A 15,248-nucleotide genomic window follows, 5' to 3' on the forward strand; every position below is an offset into this window, starting at 1 on the left:
ATGTAAATCGGCCTGTATCTTCCGAAGCTGAATTCGAACGGAATCTTGCCCATGGTTTCCACAGCCCTCGCCTCCACCCTCGCCCGGCGCAACATCCATTACGGCTGGGTCGTCGTTGCCGCCACCTTCCTCACCATGCTGGTCACCGCCGGCGCCATGGGCGCACCCGGCGTGCTCATCAAGCCGCTGCAGGACGAGTTCGGCTGGGAGACCTCGCAGATTTCCTCGGCGCTGGCGATCCGTCTGATCCTGTTCGGCTTCATGGGACCGTTCGCCGCGGCCTTCATGAATTATTTCGGCGTGCGCAAGGTCATCGTCTTCGCGCTGGCGCTGATCGGCACCGGCTTCATCGGCTCGCTGTTCATGACGACGCTGTGGCAATTGCTGCTGCTCTGGGGCATCGTCGTCGGCTTCGGCACCGGCCTGACGGCCATGGTGCTCGCCGCGACGGTCTCCTCACGCTGGTTTACCAAGCACCGAGGCCTGGTCGTCGGCATGCTTTCGGCAAGCTCGGCCACCGGCCAGCTCGTCTTTTTGCCGCTGATGGCGGAGTTGACGGAACGTTATGGCTGGCGCTCGACGGTGTTTTTCGTCTGCGCCATGATCATGGTCGCGGCCCTTGCCGTGCTGGCTTTCATGCGCGACCGCCCGGCCGACCTCAACCTGCCGGCTCTCGGCGAAACGCAGGTCACGCCGCCGCCGGCAAGCACCTCGCTCGGCGTCGCGTTGATGACGCCGATCACCGTGCTTAAGGAAATCTCGAAGACCTCGACCTTCTGGATCCTCTTTGCCACCTTCTTCATTTGCGGGCTCAGCACCAACGGTCTCATCCAGACCCATTTCGTCACCCTGTGCGGCGATTTCGGCATCGTTCCGGTGGCGGCCGCCAGCGTGCTGGCGGTCATGGGCATCTTCGATTTCTTCGGCACCATCGGCTCCGGCTGGCTGTCCGACCGCTTCGACAATCGCTGGCTGCTGTTCTGGTATTACGGTCTGCGCGGCCTGTCGCTACTCTACCTGCCCTTCAGCGATTTCAGCTTCTACGGCCTTTCCATCTTCGCCGTCTTCTACGGCCTCGACTGGATCGCCACCGTGCCGCCGACCGTCAAGATCGCCGCCGATCGCTTCGGCCGCGAAAAGGTCGGCCTCGTCTTCGGCTGGGTCTTTGCCGGCCATCAGCTGGGAGCCGCCACCGCCGCCTATGGCGCCGGCCTCTCGCGCACCGAGCTGTCGAGCTACCTGCCCGCCTTCTTCGTCGCCGGCGCCTTCTGCCTGTTGGCCTCGATCCTGGCAATCACGCTGAAGAAGTCCGGCCTGAGCAATCCCGCGCCCGCCGCCGCCCACTGACACAAACAGGATCCGGCCTCGAAACGAGGCCGGGTTCTCCACCGGATCAGTCCGATAACTTCGCCCAACCGTCTTGCGCGCGCGGGCGCTCGCATGTTAGACAGCCGCCCGGTCCGTATCCGTTGCCCCATTGGCGGAATTGGTAGACGCGCTCGACTCAAAATCGAGTTTCGAAAGAAGTGCTGGTTCGACCCCGGCATGGGGCACCAGCCTTCGCTCTGCGAGCTTTGGCGCGGCAGGCCGAAGAGCAGCTAAGCGAAAGCGGACTGGTCCGGTAATGCTCCAGTTAGCTGCACATTATCTTCGCGTGCAGGTGAAACTACTTATTCTTCAGCAGCCACATCTTGCCGGCCATGGTGATGCCGTAGACGTCTTTTGAAACGTCGTCATCCAGGTGCCGCCGCTCAAGGAAACCCGGCTCCTTCAACTCGCCCAGCGTCTTGGCAGTAACTGATTTAATTTTCTGCGGCCGCTCTTTCCAACGGTCGGTTTTTGCGTAAGTCACTGTCGCGTTCTGGTGCGTCCATTTATTGGCCGGCTGGGGATAGAGGTCTCCATCCCTGGCGAGTTTGAGGGCGGCAATCTGGGACGGTGTAAGCTCAATCATAGTGATAATCCTGTGCGGGAGGTGTTTGCGCCGGGAGCGCGCATATACCAAAGGCGTGCTCATAACACCGACGGACCACTTCCACCACCCATTCAGATCGTCCTGCCGCGAAAGGCGAAAACCCGGCTTGTGGAACCGGGCTTCGTCCTTGTCGCATATTCCAGTTAATTGCAGCGTCTCACCGTCTTGGTGACCTCGCCTTCGTCGGTCTGGCGGGTGACGCTCCTGGTTTCGCAGCCGTTATCGCGATAGCGGCGGTGCTCACGTTCGCGCACCGCACCGAAAGTGACGCCACGCTCGCTGATGGTGATGCCGGGCCTTACTCGCTCATGACGATAACCGTCATCATAGGAACGCTCCCTGACATAGACGCTGTCGGCGAGAACAGGCGCTGCAAACGAGCAGGCGGCAAGGGCCGCCACAGTACAGTTGAGGATGATCTTCCGCATGTCGTTTCTCCTTTCTTGATGAAGGGGCAACGAGGTAGGACGCAACTGGTTCCGATATCGGTGACCGTCCGATCGTGCCACGGACAACGATAGACGATGCCTGCGGCTGGCCGCCCAGGACTGAGAACGAAGGCATCGCAACTCAAATCACCTGTTTAATTTTGCCTGCGCTTCGTCCAAAGTGGCCGCCGCTACACAAGAGAGGGCGGACGTGCATCAGGAAGTAGGACTCATTGCGACGGTTGCCGTCAGTTTTGTTTTCGCCGCGATCCTGGGCTACGGCGCCGATCGGCTCCGGCTGCCGCCGCTCGTCGGCTACCTGATGGCCGGCATCCTGATGGGGCCGTTCACCCCGGGCTTCGTCGCCGACACCGCCCTTGCCGGCCAGCTCGCCGAAATGGGCGTCATCCTTCTGATGTTCGGCGTCGGCCTGCATTTTTCCGCCTCCGACCTGCTCGCCGTGCGCGGCATCGCCGTGCCGGGCGCGATCGGGCGGATCATTCTCGCCACCCTGCTCGGCGTCGGCCTTTGCCGACTCTGGGGCTGGAGCCTCGGCGCCGGCATCGTCTTGGGCCTCAGCCTGTCCGTGGCGAGCACCGTCGTTCTCTTGAAGGCGCTGGAGGAGCGCAATCTCGTCAACGCGCCAAGCGGGCGCGTCGCCGTCGGCTGGCTGATTGTCGAGGATCTGGTGATGGTGCTGGCGCTGGTGCTGCTGCCGGCGCTCGCGGAGCTTCTGGGTGGCAACGCCGCCGATACGACCAACCACGGCCTCGGCGACCTGCCGCTGGTGCTGACGATCGGCCTCACACTCTTGAAGGTGGCGGCCTTCGCCGCTATGGCGATCTTCCTCGGCCCTCGCATCGTGCCCTGGCTGCTGACGATGATCGCCCGCACCGGTTCGCGTGAGCTGTTCACGCTGACGGTCCTGGCGATCGCGCTCGGCATCGCCTTCGGCTCGGCGGCAATCTTCGGCGTTTCCTTTGCGCTCGGCGCATTTTTTGCCGGCGTCGTCATGAGCGAATCCCAGCTCAGCCACAGGGCGGCCGCCGATTCGCTGCCGCTGCAGAATGCCTTCTCCGTGCTGTTCTTCGTCTCCGTCGGCATGCTCTTCGACCCCTCGATCTTGGTGCGCCAGCCGCTGGCCGTGATCGGCGCGCTGGCGCTCGTCATCCTCGGCAAGGGCATCATCACCTTCCTGATCGTCATCCTGCTCAGATATCCGATCGGCCTGGGGCTGACATTGGCCGGCGGCCTTGCCCAGATCGGCGAATTCTCCTTCATCCTCGCCGGCCTCGGCGTGTCGCTCGGGCTTCTGCCGCATGAGGGCCAGGATCTGATCCTGGCCGCCGCAATCCTGTCGATCACGCTCAACCCGATCGTGATCCTGGCGACCGACGGACTGAAGAAATATGCCCATTCGACATGGCCCTCCCTTTGGGAAAACTACGGCCGAAAGAGGCAGAAGGCGCTCGGCAAGGAACTGGAAAAGATCAGGGCGCTCGGCGAGGAGCGCGAACGCCAGCATCAGCTGAAGATGCAGCAGCTGATCGAGACTTTCCCATTGTTCTCCGAGGTCGACGAGGACGCGCAGGAGGAGCTGCTGCTGCTCTTCAAGGCAAAGTCCGCTCCACCCGGCGAACGTGTCATCCGCCGCGGCGACCGTGGCGACGGCATGTATTTCATCTCTTCAGGGGCGGTGGAAGTCCGGCTTGCCAGCGGCGCGATTCGCCTGGAACCGGGCGCCTTCTTTGGCGAAATGGCGCTTCTCACCGGCGGACGGCGCACCGCCGACGTCATCGCCGTCGACTTCTGCCAGTTCGAGGTGCTAGAGCGACGCGACTTCAACATGTTCATGGCGCGTCATCCCAATCTGCGCGCCGCCGTCAGCGAGATGGCCCAGAAGCGCACGGAGATGAACGTCCTGCGGCAGCAGTGGGAAAAGTCGATGGACCTGTCGTGAAACGCAAACCGCGGTGCGATGAAATCCCCAGCTGCAAACACGCTGTCTATGAACGTCTCAGCGCGCCGGCCAATAACCGTCGGAGCGGAAATCCTCGGGGATCGGGTCGAGCCGCGACAAGGCTTCCGCTGCGAAATCGATCTGCAGCGACAGGTGTTTGAGAGCCGCCAGCATCGGCATGCCGGTCGCAAACTCGCGGATGCGCGACAGGTGATAGCCGCTTTCGCTGAGCCGCCGCGCCGCCTCCCGGCGTACATCCTCCCGGCTCGGCCTGCCGCGCTCTTCGGCCTGGACATTCATTTCCACGGCCCGCCCAAGGCCGCCTTCGATCACTTTGAACATTCTTTTGCCACCCTGCACGTCGACCTAGAAACAGCTTGCCGCAGAATGGCCGATTCGCAATCCCGTGAAATCTAGGGAGAGCCGGCGACGCCCCGCATCACGAAAATTTTTGGATGGCGGTGGCACGAAGGACACGGGCGAGCATTTACAGCGCCGCGCACGACCCCTAAAGCTTTTTGCACTGCAACAGGAAGGAAACGGAATGCTCCGCAGACTTTACGACTGGACCATGTCTTTGGCCTCGCGCAAATCGGCCGAAGTCTGGCTCGCCGTCATCGCCTTCGTCGAAAGCTCCGTCTTTCTCGTCCCCGCCGATGTGCTCTTCCTGCCGATGGCGCTGGCCAAGCCGGAACGCACCTATCGTTATGCCCTGATTGCCACCGTCGCCTCCGTGCTCGGCGGCATCGCCGGCTGGGCGCTCGGCTATTACGCCTATGAGACGGTGGCGCGGCCGGTTCTCGAATTCTATGGCAAGCTCGAAGCCTTCGAGCAGATGAAGGCCTATGTCACCTACGAGACGATCCTGCTGCTGCTCGTCACCTCAGGTCTCGCACATCTGCCGCCGATCAAAATCGTGACGATCCTGTCCGGCGTCATCCACGTCAATCTGGGTCTTTTCATTGTTTCGGCGATCGTTGCGCGCGGCGCGCGTTTCCTCTTCCTTGCTTGGCTGCTGCGCCGCTACGGAGAGCCGATCCGGGATTTCATCGAGAAACGCCTCGGCCAGATCGTCGGCATCGGTGCCGGTGCCGTGATCGTGCTATACGTCGGCTACCGCTCTTTCGCTCATTAGGCCCAACTTGCGGAGTTCCGCCATGACTGCCACTTCTTCTCCGCTCGCCCGCCCCGGCTTTACCTATTCCCTGTTGCTCTTGATCGGCATGGCGGCCGTTGTCGGCACGGCGCTCGGGTTCCAATATATCGGCGGCTATATTCCCTGTGCGCTCTGCCTGCTGCAGCGCCAACCTTATTATTACGCCATCCCGATCGCCATTCTCGCTGCCATCTCCGAGCTCGTCGGCCTGCCGAATTGGATCACCCGCGCGCTCATCCTCGCGGCCGGCATCCTGATGCTGGTCACGGCTGGCATGGGCGTCTACCACGCCGGCGTCGAATGGCATTTCTGGCCGGGGCCGGCCACCTGCTCGACCACGGCAAGCAGCATGACGACCAATGCCGGCGATCTGCTCGGCGAACTCAATACGATCAAAGGCCCATCCTGCACCGATGCGGCGCTCAGGGTCCTCGGCCTGTCTTTTGCGGGCTGGAACGTGATTGCGGGGATCCTGCTCGCAGCCTTTGCCTTTGTCGGCGTTCGCAAGGCTGCGTAAGCAATTCGATCAAGGCTGCAGTTCGGTATCCCAGTAGAGATAATCGAGCCAGCTATCATGCAGATAGTTCGGCGGGAACAGCCGGCCGTTATTGTGCAGATCCTGCACCGTCGGCTGATAGGGCTTCTGCGACGGGAACATGCCTGCCTGCTTGGGAAGCTTGCTGCCCTTGCGCAGATTGCAGGGCGAACAGGCTGCCACGACATTCTCCCAGGTCGTCTCGCCGCCATGGGCGCGCGGGATGACATGGTCGAAGGTCAGGTCGTCATGGGCGCCACAATACTGGCATTCGAACCGGTCACGCAGGAAGACGTTGAACCGGGTGAAAGCAGGATTGCGGGATGGCTGAACGTAAGTCTTCAGGCACACGACACTCGGAAGCCGCATCGAGAAACTCGGTGAGGACACCGAATGCTCATATTCTGCGATGATGTTCACACGGTCGAGAAATACCGCCTTGATCGCGTCCTGCCAGGACCACAGCGACAAGGGGTAATAACTCAGCGGCCGGTAGTCAGCGTTCAGAACGAGCGCTGGCAGGGCCTGGGGGGAGACTGCAATCGTCAAGGGACTCTCCTGATCGATTCGGCATCTGCACCTGTATATTAGGCCGGTTGTTACAGGATTGTGAAGTCCAATAAATTCAGAGGATAAAGGCAATTTGAAGAGTGTTGCCGATCAGCCGGTCGGCACCAGGTCGCGGCGCGTTTTCGCGGCGTAATAGGCCCAGAAAAGCCGGGCCGCCACGGAGCGCCACGGCGACCAGGCTTCCGAAAGCGCGGCAAGCGCCTTCGCCTGCGGCCGCGCCGCGAGACCGAATGCCGCACCGACGGCATTCTGCAGCGCCACATCGCCGGCCGGAAAGACGTCGGCATGGCCGCCGCAGAACATCAGATAGACCTCCGCCGTCCACGGACCGACGCCCTTGAGCGCCGTGAGTTCACCAAGCGCTTCATCAGGCGGCTTCAGGCAGAGCCCGGAAAGATCGAGGCGGCCGGAGGCAACGGCTTCAGCGATCCGCGACAGCGTCTCGGCCTTGGCGCGCGACAACCCGAATTCCCGCCATGCCTGGGAATGAAGCAGCGTGTAGCCTTCGGCGGTCAGCAACCCGTCCGCCGGCAGCATCCGCCGCCAGATCGCCTCGGCGCTAGCGCGCGATACCATCTGCGAGACGATGATATGGGCAAGGCCGGCAAAACCGGGTTCGCGCAGCCGCAACGGAAGCGGCCCGATATCCGCTGCGATCGGCGCAAGACGCGGATCGAGGCCAAGCAGCGCTTCCAGCCCCCGCCTGACGTCGTCGTCGTTGCGGATGATCTGCACATTTCCTCCCAGTGGTTCGAAACTGAAATCCGTGGCAGAAGAAAGCATGATCACGAGTGAGCGTCAAAAACCTGTATTTCGTTTTGCGCCGAGCCCGAACGGACAGTTGCATCTCGGCCATGCCCTCTCGGCCCTCTTGAACCGCGACATGGCGGAGGCCTGGCATGGCCGCCTGCTGCTGCGGATCGAGGACATCGACCAGGCGCGCTGCACGCCCGAGTTCGAGGCCGGCATCCTCAGGGATCTCGACTGGCTGGGGATTGGTTGGGAAAGTCCGGTGCGGCGCCAGTCGGAACATTTCGCCGAATATCAGGCGGCGCTGCATGCGCTGATCGAGCGCGGCCTGGTCTATCCGGCCTTCCTGACGCGCGGCGAGGTGAAGGCACGCGTCGCCGCCTATGAGGCGGCCGGTGAATCCTGGCCGCGCGATCCCGACGGCACGCCGCATTATCCCGCCAACGATCGCGAGCGCCCGGAAGACGAATGGCGGGAAATGCTGGCCTCGGGCATGAAACATGCCTGGCGGCTCGATATGCGCAAGGCGCTCGCGCTGACCGGCGAGCTGCTGTTCTGGACGGAAACCGGCGACGGCAGATCAGGCGAGATCGCCGCCGAGCCTGAAGCCTGGGGCGATGTCATCCTGTCGCGCTCGGACGCCCCGTCGAGCTATCATCTGTCGGTGGTCGTCGACGATGCGCTGCAGGGTGTCAGCCATGTGGTTCGCGGCTTCGACCTCTTCCCGGCGACATCGGTGCACCGGCTGCTGCAGGTGCTGCTCGACCTGCCGCAGCCGCTCTATCACCATCATCGCCTCGTCCTGGATGCGCAGGGCCGCAAGCTTTCGAAAAGCGAAGGCGACAGTGGGCTTGCCGAATTGCGTGCCCGCGGCCTGTCAGGGGCCGATATTCGCTGCCTTGTCGGGCTCTGACGGCCTTTCGACACGCTCTCTGCCGACGATCGAAAGCGTATGCGAGAACATCCGGAAGACGCGGAATTTGATCAGCGCCGCATTGATCTCCGCCCCGATGATGAAGATGACGCCGACCATATAAAGGAAGATCAGCACGATCATGACGGAGGCGAGGCCGGCATAGGTTGCCGTATAATTGGCGAAGGTCGCGAGATAATAGGCAAAGATCAGCGCGCCGGCGAGCCAGAGAAGCAGCGTCAGCAGCACCCCGGGGATGACGTCGAAGACCCGCCGCTTGCCGGCCGGCAGCCAGAGATGCATGACCAGCAGTCCGACGGTCAGAACCACCAGCGTGCCATAGATGCGCCAGCTGAAGACGATGTCGAGCGTATCGGCAAACAGCGGGAACCATTTCCTCGAATAATCGAGCGCCAGCGGCAGGGCGACCAGCAGAATGCTGATCGCCGTGAAGATGATGACCGCGATCAACACGTAGCCCAGGCTGGCGAGACGGGTGAAATACCAGGCCCGCGTTTCCTGCACCCGATAGGCGCGATTGAGCGAAATGCGCAGCGCCTCGACACCGTTCGAAGCGAAATAGGCGGCCGCCAGCACCGAGATCGTCAGCAACCCGCCGCGCGGAATGGTCAGCACCTGCAGCACCTGGTCGGCGAGCGGCTTGGCGATCGCCTCGGGCCAGGTATCGAAGATCAGATGGATGGCGGTCGAGGAGAACTGATCGGCGCCGAGAAAGCTTGCAAGCGCCGTGCCGAAGATCAGGAAGGGGAAAACCGCAAGCAGGCTCGACAGCGCCACGTGGCTCGCCATGGCAAAGCCGTCATCCTCGATCATGTGACAGATCGCGTCATAGACCACGTCGTAGATCGTGCGCAGCACCTTCGGCATTCCGTCTCCGGCTTTCCAGATTGTATCCTCTGGCCGAATATGGGAAACGAGTCCCATTTTGTACAGGAATCATTCCATGGCGGGAGAGCGCACCATCGTCGTGACCGGATGTTCGTCCGGTATCGGCGCTCATTGCGCGCGGGCGCTGAAAGCCGATGGCTGGCGCGTCTTCGCGACGGTGCGCAAGCCGGACGATTTGGCGGCCTTGGAGGCAGACGGCATCGAAGCCTTCCTGATGGACTATGCCAGGCCCGAGACGATTTCCGACTTGGTCGGCGCGGTTCTCGAACGCAGCGGCGGCCGCATCGACGCGCTCTTCAACAATGGCGCCTACGGCCAGCCGGGCGCCGTCGAGGATCTTTCGACATCATCGCTGCGCGCCCAGTTCGAGGCGAATTTCTTCGGCTGGCACGAACTGACGCGGCAAATCATTCCGGCGATGCGCAGACATGGAGAGGGACGGATCGTGCAATGCTCGTCGATCCTCGGCGTCGTGCCCTATCGCTACCGCGGCGCCTATACCGCTTCCAAATTTGCGCTCGAAGGCCTCAGCATCACGTTGCGCATGGAGCTGCAGGGCAGCGGCATCCATGTGAGCCTGATCGAACCGGGGCCGATCGCCACGCGTTTCACCGCCAACGCGCTCGCAAAGATCAAGGAGCATATCGACGTCCGGAATTCGCCGCACGCGGCCGACTATATCAGACAACTGGCAAGGCTTGACGGATCGGGGCCGGTCAACCGCCACAAGCTTGGCCCGGAAGCGGTCTATTCCGTATTGAAGCGCGCATTGAACTCGAAAAATCCGAGGCCACATTATCCTGTAACGACTCCGGCTAAACAGGGCATGTTCCTGAAGCGGCTGCTTCCGGCAGACCTCTTCTACCGCCTGATGCGCTGGACGGACTGAGAAAGCTGAATGCCATGTCCACCGTCACCTATATCCTTGCGATCATCGTCATGGGCGCCGTCGCCCTCGTCCTGATCCGCGGCCTCTTCAACATGATGAAGGGCGGCGACGCCAACCGTTCCAACAAGCTGATGCAGCTTCGTGTCCTGCTGCAGGCAATCGCCGTCGTCCTGATTATGATCACGCTCTGGATCACCGGCGGCGGCCGGCCGAGCTGAGGTGACTAATGCAGCGGGGATTTCGATGATGGGTGCAGACAGGAATGACCGCGGAGAGGTGAGTGCCGGCTTGAGGAAGCACCCCGACGCGGTGTGCGTCAGTATGCCGGGGAGAGTTTGGCGAGAAGGCCAACCCCGCTCTCCGTCATCCTCGGGCTTGACCCGAGGATCCATCCCCGATGCCGCTGGTGGATGCGGTGTGGATGCTCGGGTCAAGCCCATTGCTGTCCGGTTGGCGCTGGTAGCTGCCCCTCACCCTAACCCTCTCCCCGTAAAAAACGGGGAGAGGGGACTTGCCCTGCGAGAGCGAGGTGGGAACGGCGAGGCCGCGGCATGTCCCTTCGCCCCGCAAGCGGGAGTCCGAAGGACGGGTCGAGACACGTGGCTCGACCCCGGTCGGTGCCGGCAGGCGGATGAGGGGCTGCTGTCGACAATCTCACACGGCGCAAACGCCCTCCCCTCGACAGGCGGTGCGGCATGGTGAAACTCAACAAGATCTACACCAAAACCGGCGACGACGGCACGACCGGGCTGGTTTCCGGCCCGCGCCGGCCAAAAGACGATTTGCGCGTCGAAGCCTACGGGACGATCGACGAGGCCAATTCCGCGATCGGTCTGGCGCGGCTGCACACATCAGCCCTGCCCGAACTTGACGCCATGCTGATGTCGATCCAGAACGACCTCTTCGATCTCGGCGCCGATCTCGCCACGCCGGACACCGGTGAGACGCCGGCCTACGAACCGCTGCGGATCGTCGAGACTCAGGTCGATCGCGTCGAGCGCGATATCGATCAGCTGAACGCCGGTCTCGAGCCGCTGAAATCCTTCATCCTGCCGGGCGGCAGCCCCGCCGCCGCACATCTGCATCTTGCCCGCACGATTGCGCGGCGCGCCGAACGTTTGATGGTGGCGCTTGCCCGCACCGACGGCGAAATCGTCAGCGAGCCGGCAAGGAAATACGTCAACCGGCTCTCGGATTTCCTCTTCGTCGCGGCACGTCATGCAAATGACCGGGGCCAAGCGGATGTGCTTTGGGTTCCCGGAAAAAACAGATAGGCTTGCCGCGACGACGATCGCCGGGGGGCCTTAATGTTCATACCACTTCACGACGCCAACACGCTGAAACATATCAAGGTCCAGTGGGTGACGCTCTCGCTGATCGCACTGAATGTCGCAATCTGGCTCTTGACCAGCCTGGAGAGCGAGCAGGCAGCCCAGGCGACGACCGTCGGGCTCGGCTACATCCCGGCGATCGTCTTTGGCGACGCGGTGCTGGCGCAGGGGCTCGAAATCGTCCCGGAACCGCTGACTTACTTCACCTATGCCTTCGTCCACGCCGGCTTCTGGCATCTCGCCGGCAACATGATCTTCCTCTGGGTCTTCGGCGACAATGTCGAGGATGCGATGGGACATCTGCGCTTCCTGATGTTCTACCTCCTCTGCGCAGCCGCCGGCGCGCTCTGCCACGGCCTGCTAAGCATGACGTCGCAAGCGCCGCTGGTCGGCGCATCGGGGGCAGTCTCCGGCGTGGTTGCTGCCTATGTCATGCTGCATCCGCGCGTCAGGGTCTGGGTGCTGGTCTTCTTCCGTATACCGCTGCCGCTGCCGGCCTTCGTGCCGCTGCTTTTATGGATCGGCCAACAGTTCTTCATGCTGGCGATCACACCCGACGGCGATGTTTCCTGGGGCGCGCATGTCGGCGGCATCCTTGCCGGGGCTTTTCTGATCCTGGTGTTGCGCCGGCCCGGCGTGCCGCTCTTCGACCGGGAGATCGTCACGCCCCGCGCGGTGAGAAACGGCCCCGGCGCCGGTCCGGCCATTGCGGCCGGCACGAACGGGCGGACGACACAGCGCCTTCCCTGGGGTCGGCGCTGATCTGGCGATATTGATGTGAACGTAAACGTCATATATTGCCTAGGCAAATTGCCTATCGGCGTCATGGAAGCGTTGAATTTGGAGGAAAAACGCGTATCCATGTCGCCATTCGACCATCGGAGCAGCGCCTGAGCGCGCATTTTCTTAGAAAAGTCTCTGAAGCCAGTTTTCCCTGAAGGAAGGACCCCATGAAGATTCTCGTCCCAGTCAAACGGGTTGTCGACTACAACGTGAAGATCCGGGTGAAGCCGGATGGCACGGGTGTCGAGCTTGCCAATGTGAAGATGTCGATGAACCCGTTCGACGAGATCTCGGTGGAAGAGGCGCTGCGGCTGAAGGAAGCCGGCAAGGCCGAAGAGGTGGTGGTGGTGTCGATCGGCCCGGCCAAGGCCGAGGAGACGCTGCGCACCGCCCTTGCCATGGGCGCCGACCGGGCGATCCTGGTCGAGACCGATGATGCGGTCGAGCCGCTTGCCGTTGCCAAGATCCTCAAGGCTGTCGCCGAGGCCGAGCAGCCGGGCCTGATCATCGTCGGCAAGCAGGCGATCGACGACGATTCGAACCAGACCGGCCAGATGCTGGCCGCACTGCTGGGTTCAGCCCAGGCAACCTTCGCCTCGAAGATCGACATCGGTGACGGCAAGGCGCAGGTGACCCGCGAGGTCGATGGCGGCCTGCAGACGATCGAGATCAAGCTGCCGGCGGTGATCACCTCCGACCTCAGGCTGAACGAACCGCGTTATGCCTCGCTGCCGAACATCATGAAGGCGAAGAAGAAGCCGCTCGACAAGAAGGCGCCTGCCGATTTCGGCGTCGACACCACACCGCGGCTGAAGGTGTTGAAGACCGAGGAGCCGTCCGGCCGCAAGGCCGGCGTCAAGGTCAAGTCGGTCGCCGAGTTGGTCGACAAGCTCAAAAACGAAGCCGGCGTGCTGTAATCAGCTGAGAACAGGAGCAAAATATCATGACCATTCTTCTTCTCGCCGATCACGACAATCAAAGCCTTTCCGACCAGACCGCCAAGGCGCTGACGGCGGCAAGCCAGATCGGCTCCGACGTGCACATTCTCGTCGCCGGCAAGGCTGCCAAGCCTGCTGCCGAACAGGCGGCCAAACTTTCGGGCGTCGCCAAGGTGCTGCTGGTCGAAAGCGACACACTCGCCAACAATCTGGCCGAGCCGCTGGCCGAGCTGATCGTCTCGCTGGCAGGCAGCTACGACACGATCCTGTCGGCCGCCACCTCGGTCGGCAAGAACGTGCTGCCGCGCGTCGCTGCCCTGCTCGACGTCGCCCAGGTCTCGGAGATCATCGAGGTGATCTCCGCCGATACCTTCAAGCGGCCGATCTATGCCGGCAATGCCATCCAGACGGTGCAGGCCAGCGATGCCAAGAAGGTGATTACCGTGCGCACCGCCTCCTTCGCCTCTGCACCGGAAGGTGGCTCGGCCACCGTCGAGGCGATCGCGGCGGTTTCCGATCCGGGACTGTCGACCTTCGTCAAGGACGCCCTGTCGGCCTCCGACCGTCCGGAACTGACGTCTGCGAAGATCATCCTCTCCGGCGGCCGCGCGCTGGGTTCTGCGGAAAAATTCCGGGAAGTCATCCTGCCGCTTGCCGACAAGCTCGGAGCTGCCGTCGGTGCCAGCCGTGCCGCCGTCGATGCCGGTTATGCGCCGAACGACTGGCAGGTCGGCCAGACCGGCAAGGTGGTGGCGCCGCAGCTCTATATCGCCGCCGGCATATCCGGCGCTATCCAGCATCTGGCCGGCATGAAGGATTCGAAAGTGATCGTCGCCATCAACAAGGACGAGGAGGCGCCGATCTTCCAGGTCGCCGACTACGGCCTCGTCGCCGATCTCTTCGAAGCCCTGCCGGAATTGCAAAAGGCGCTCTAAGCGCGCCAAATGCTTTTCTTTCGCACTTGCGAATGACTGGAAAATTATCTTTTATCGGTCTACTACTGCTGCCGGGCGATCATTCGTCCGGCAGTATTGCTAGAAAATGCGGCAGCGCGGGGGCGAATGCCGTGTGGGGGTTTGGAGATGAATGCGGTGTTGAAGAATATTGGGATTATCGGTGCCGGCCAGATGGGCTGCGGCATCGCGCATGTTTCGGCCGCCGCAGGTTACAGGGTTCACATCTACGATCTCTCCCAGGACCGCATCGAATCCGGCCTTGCCACCATCAATGGCAACCTCGCCCGCCTGGTGACGAACGGCAAGATGACCGAAGAGGAGCGCAAGACGACCTTGTCGCTCATATCAGGCTCCTCCGATGTCAACGATCTCGCCCCCTCCGATCTCGTCATAGAGGCGGCGACCGAGGATGAAACGGTCAAGCGCAAGATCTACACGCAGGTTTGTCCGGTCCTGAAACCGGAAGCGCTGCTTGCCACCAACACCTCTTCCCTGTCCATCACCCGGCTTGCTGCCGCCACCGACCGCCCCGAACGCTTCATGGGCATACATTTCATGAACCCGGTGCCGGTCATGAAGCTGGTCGAACTGGTGCGCGGCATTGCGACCGATGAGAAGACTTTCTCCGCCGCCAAGGAATTCGTCGGCACGCTGGAAAAGACCATCACTGTCGCTGAGGATTTCCCGGCCTTCATCGTCAACCGCATCCTGCTGCCGATGATCAACGAGGCGATCTACACGCTCTATGAAGGCGTCGGCACGGTCGATGCCATCGACACGGCGATGAAGCTCGGCGCCAACCATCCGATGGGGCCGCTGCAGCTTGCCGATTTCATCGGCCTCGACACTTGCCTCTCGATTATGCAGGTGCTGCACGACGGTCTGGCGGACTCGAAATATCGCCCCTGCCCGCTGCTGGTGAAATATGTCGAAGCCGGCTGGCTCGGACGCAAATCCGGCCGCGGCTTCTACGACTATCGCGGCGACGTGCCTGTCCCGACGCGGTAACTAGACATCATCAGAACGGGCGAATAGACCGAGCGCCCGCGAAATGCTTTCCTTGCCGGGAACGGGAGGAAACGCCATGTCGACCGAAACACCCATGTTCCTGCTGCAGTGCTGCGTTCTGATCGGAATCGCCGGCGTCTTCCTCAT

18 protein-coding genes and 1 tRNA gene are annotated in these 15,248 nt (G+C 62.3%); 13 read left to right on the forward strand and 6 right to left on the reverse strand.

Annotated features, from left to right (window positions below; translation table 11 throughout):
- Positions 1–51: 51 nt before the first annotated feature.
- Positions 52–1,347, forward strand: a complete 1,296-nt coding sequence (locus QMO82_RS20765) for an MFS transporter (protein WP_183608729.1) — start codon at positions 52–54, stop codon at positions 1,345–1,347.
- 124 nt (positions 1,348–1,471) lie between these two features.
- Positions 1,472–1,556, forward strand: a tRNA-Leu gene (locus tag QMO82_RS20770).
- 110 nt (positions 1,557–1,666) lie between these two features.
- Here the strand turns inward: QMO82_RS20770 and QMO82_RS20775 are convergent.
- Both QMO82_RS20775 and QMO82_RS20780 read right to left on the reverse strand, forming a co-directional pair.
- Positions 1,667–1,954, reverse strand: a complete 288-nt coding sequence (locus QMO82_RS20775) for a hypothetical protein (RefSeq protein WP_097622071.1) — start codon at positions 1,952–1,954, stop codon at positions 1,667–1,669.
- A 164-nt stretch (positions 1,955–2,118) separates the two neighbouring features.
- Complete coding sequence (locus QMO82_RS20780; RefSeq protein ID WP_126910578.1) at positions 2,119–2,403, reverse strand: hypothetical protein; 285 nt, start codon at positions 2,401–2,403, stop codon at positions 2,119–2,121.
- A gap of 211 nt (positions 2,404–2,614) precedes the next feature.
- On the opposite strand from QMO82_RS20780, the gene QMO82_RS20785 reads away from it, so the two are divergent.
- On the forward strand, positions 2,615–4,363 hold the full coding sequence (locus tag QMO82_RS20785; RefSeq protein ID WP_183608728.1) for a cation:proton antiporter: 1,749 nt from the start codon (positions 2,615–2,617) through the stop codon (positions 4,361–4,363).
- Between the two features lie 57 nt (positions 4,364–4,420).
- Here the strand turns inward: QMO82_RS20785 and QMO82_RS20790 are convergent, their stop codons facing one another.
- Positions 4,421–4,705 (reverse strand): hypothetical protein, encoded by a 285-nt coding sequence (locus QMO82_RS20790; RefSeq protein ID WP_183608727.1) that lies wholly within the window; start codon positions 4,703–4,705, stop codon positions 4,421–4,423.
- A gap of 202 nt (positions 4,706–4,907) precedes the next feature.
- Between QMO82_RS20790 and QMO82_RS20795 the strand changes: the two genes are divergently transcribed.
- Together QMO82_RS20795 and QMO82_RS20800 are read left to right on the forward strand one after the other, a co-directional pair.
- Positions 4,908–5,498 carry a YqaA family protein gene (locus QMO82_RS20795; RefSeq protein WP_183608726.1) on the forward strand — a complete coding sequence of 197 codons (591 nt, stop codon included), beginning with the start codon at positions 4,908–4,910 and terminating at the stop codon, positions 5,496–5,498.
- Between the two features lie 22 nt (positions 5,499–5,520).
- Positions 5,521–6,036: a disulfide bond formation protein B gene (locus QMO82_RS20800; RefSeq protein WP_183608725.1), complete on the forward strand. Its 516-nt coding sequence runs from the start codon at positions 5,521–5,523 to the stop codon at positions 6,034–6,036.
- Positions 6,037–6,045: 9 nt separating this feature from the next.
- Here QMO82_RS20800 and QMO82_RS20805 read toward each other — a convergent pair whose 3' ends face one another.
- Both QMO82_RS20805 and QMO82_RS20810 read right to left on the reverse strand, forming a co-directional pair.
- Positions 6,046–6,603, reverse strand: a complete 558-nt coding sequence (locus QMO82_RS20805) for an HNH endonuclease (protein ID WP_077992002.1) — start codon at positions 6,601–6,603, stop codon at positions 6,046–6,048.
- 111 nt (positions 6,604–6,714) lie between these two features.
- Positions 6,715–7,407: a DNA-3-methyladenine glycosylase gene (locus tag QMO82_RS20810; RefSeq protein WP_183608748.1), complete on the reverse strand. Its 693-nt coding sequence runs from the start codon at positions 7,405–7,407 to the stop codon at positions 6,715–6,717.
- On the opposite strand from QMO82_RS20810, the gene gluQRS reads away from it, so the two are divergent.
- Positions 7,406–8,287 (forward strand): tRNA glutamyl-Q(34) synthetase GluQRS, encoded by an 882-nt coding sequence (gene gluQRS / locus QMO82_RS20815; RefSeq protein WP_183608724.1) that lies wholly within the window; start codon positions 7,406–7,408, stop codon positions 8,285–8,287. The genes QMO82_RS20810 and gluQRS overlap by 2 nt on opposite strands.
- On the opposite strand, the gene QMO82_RS20820 is transcribed toward gluQRS, so the two are convergent.
- Complete coding sequence (locus QMO82_RS20820) at positions 8,252–9,175, reverse strand: YihY/virulence factor BrkB family protein (RefSeq protein WP_183608723.1); 924 nt, start codon at positions 9,173–9,175, stop codon at positions 8,252–8,254. The two genes, gluQRS and QMO82_RS20820, sit on opposite strands and share 36 nt — an antisense overlap.
- Before the next feature lie 76 nt (positions 9,176–9,251).
- Between QMO82_RS20820 and QMO82_RS20825 the strand changes: the two genes are divergently transcribed.
- The 7 genes from QMO82_RS20825 (at position 9,252) to QMO82_RS20855 (ending at position 15,101) form a co-directional block, all read left to right on the forward strand.
- Positions 9,252–10,085 (forward strand): SDR family oxidoreductase, encoded by an 834-nt coding sequence (locus QMO82_RS20825; RefSeq protein WP_183608722.1) that lies wholly within the window; start codon positions 9,252–9,254, stop codon positions 10,083–10,085.
- A gap of 14 nt (positions 10,086–10,099) precedes the next feature.
- Complete coding sequence (locus QMO82_RS20830) at positions 10,100–10,303, forward strand: twin transmembrane helix small protein (protein ID WP_097622081.1); 204 nt, start codon at positions 10,100–10,102, stop codon at positions 10,301–10,303.
- A 477-nt stretch (positions 10,304–10,780) separates the two neighbouring features.
- The gene (locus QMO82_RS20835) at positions 10,781–11,359 is read left to right on the forward strand and encodes a cob(I)yrinic acid a,c-diamide adenosyltransferase (RefSeq protein WP_183608721.1); all 579 of its coding nucleotides are present in this window, start codon (positions 10,781–10,783) and stop codon (positions 11,357–11,359) included.
- A gap of 33 nt (positions 11,360–11,392) precedes the next feature.
- Positions 11,393–12,178, forward strand: coding sequence for a rhomboid family intramembrane serine protease (locus QMO82_RS20840; RefSeq protein ID WP_183608720.1), 786 nt, complete (start codon positions 11,393–11,395; stop codon positions 12,176–12,178).
- 188 nt (positions 12,179–12,366) lie between these two features.
- On the forward strand, positions 12,367–13,116 hold the full coding sequence (locus QMO82_RS20845) for an electron transfer flavoprotein subunit beta/FixA family protein (protein WP_183608719.1): 750 nt from the start codon (positions 12,367–12,369) through the stop codon (positions 13,114–13,116).
- A gap of 26 nt (positions 13,117–13,142) precedes the next feature.
- Positions 13,143–14,072: an electron transfer flavoprotein subunit alpha/FixB family protein gene (locus QMO82_RS20850; protein ID WP_183608718.1), complete on the forward strand. Its 930-nt coding sequence runs from the start codon at positions 13,143–13,145 to the stop codon at positions 14,070–14,072.
- Positions 14,073–14,219: 147 nt separating this feature from the next.
- Positions 14,220–15,101 (forward strand): 3-hydroxybutyryl-CoA dehydrogenase, encoded by an 882-nt coding sequence (locus QMO82_RS20855; protein WP_097618080.1) that lies wholly within the window; start codon positions 14,220–14,222, stop codon positions 15,099–15,101.
- Positions 15,102–15,248 lie beyond the last annotated feature (147 nt).

Origin of the sequence: Rhizobium sp. BT04 (assembly GCF_030053135.1) — a bacterium.
Classification (GTDB): Bacteria; Pseudomonadota; Alphaproteobacteria; order Rhizobiales; family Rhizobiaceae; genus Rhizobium; species Rhizobium binxianense.

Coding starts and splice junctions, on each gene's coding strand:
- QMO82_RS20780 (WP_126910578.1), bottom strand. CDS start 2,403: ATGCGGAAGATCATCCTCAACTGTACTGTGGCGGCCCTTGCCGCCTGC.
- QMO82_RS20775 (WP_097622071.1), bottom strand. CDS start 1,954: ATGATTGAGCTTACACCGTCCCAGATTGCCGCCCTCAAACTCGCCAGG.
- QMO82_RS20850 (WP_183608718.1), top strand. CDS start 13,143: ATGACCATTCTTCTTCTCGCCGATCACGACAATCAAAGCCTTTCCGAC.
- QMO82_RS20835 (WP_183608721.1), top strand. CDS start 10,781: ATGGTGAAACTCAACAAGATCTACACCAAAACCGGCGACGACGGCACG.
- QMO82_RS20810 (WP_183608748.1), bottom strand. CDS start 7,407: ATGCTTTCTTCTGCCACGGATTTCAGTTTCGAACCACTGGGAGGAAAT.
- QMO82_RS20830 (WP_097622081.1), top strand. CDS start 10,100: ATGTCCACCGTCACCTATATCCTTGCGATCATCGTCATGGGCGCCGTC.
- QMO82_RS20855 (WP_097618080.1), top strand. CDS start 14,220: ATGAATGCGGTGTTGAAGAATATTGGGATTATCGGTGCCGGCCAGATG.
- gluQRS (WP_183608724.1), top strand. CDS start 7,406: ATGATCACGAGTGAGCGTCAAAAACCTGTATTTCGTTTTGCGCCGAGC.
- QMO82_RS20765 (WP_183608729.1), top strand. CDS start 52: ATGGTTTCCACAGCCCTCGCCTCCACCCTCGCCCGGCGCAACATCCAT.
- QMO82_RS20845 (WP_183608719.1), top strand. CDS start 12,367: ATGAAGATTCTCGTCCCAGTCAAACGGGTTGTCGACTACAACGTGAAG.
- QMO82_RS20825 (WP_183608722.1), top strand. CDS start 9,252: ATGGCGGGAGAGCGCACCATCGTCGTGACCGGATGTTCGTCCGGTATC.
- QMO82_RS20840 (WP_183608720.1), top strand. CDS start 11,393: ATGTTCATACCACTTCACGACGCCAACACGCTGAAACATATCAAGGTC.
- QMO82_RS20790 (WP_183608727.1), bottom strand. CDS start 4,705: ATGTTCAAAGTGATCGAAGGCGGCCTTGGGCGGGCCGTGGAAATGAAT.
- QMO82_RS20795 (WP_183608726.1), top strand. CDS start 4,908: ATGCTCCGCAGACTTTACGACTGGACCATGTCTTTGGCCTCGCGCAAA.
- QMO82_RS20820 (WP_183608723.1), bottom strand. CDS start 9,175: ATGCCGAAGGTGCTGCGCACGATCTACGACGTGGTCTATGACGCGATC.
- QMO82_RS20800 (WP_183608725.1), top strand. CDS start 5,521: ATGACTGCCACTTCTTCTCCGCTCGCCCGCCCCGGCTTTACCTATTCC.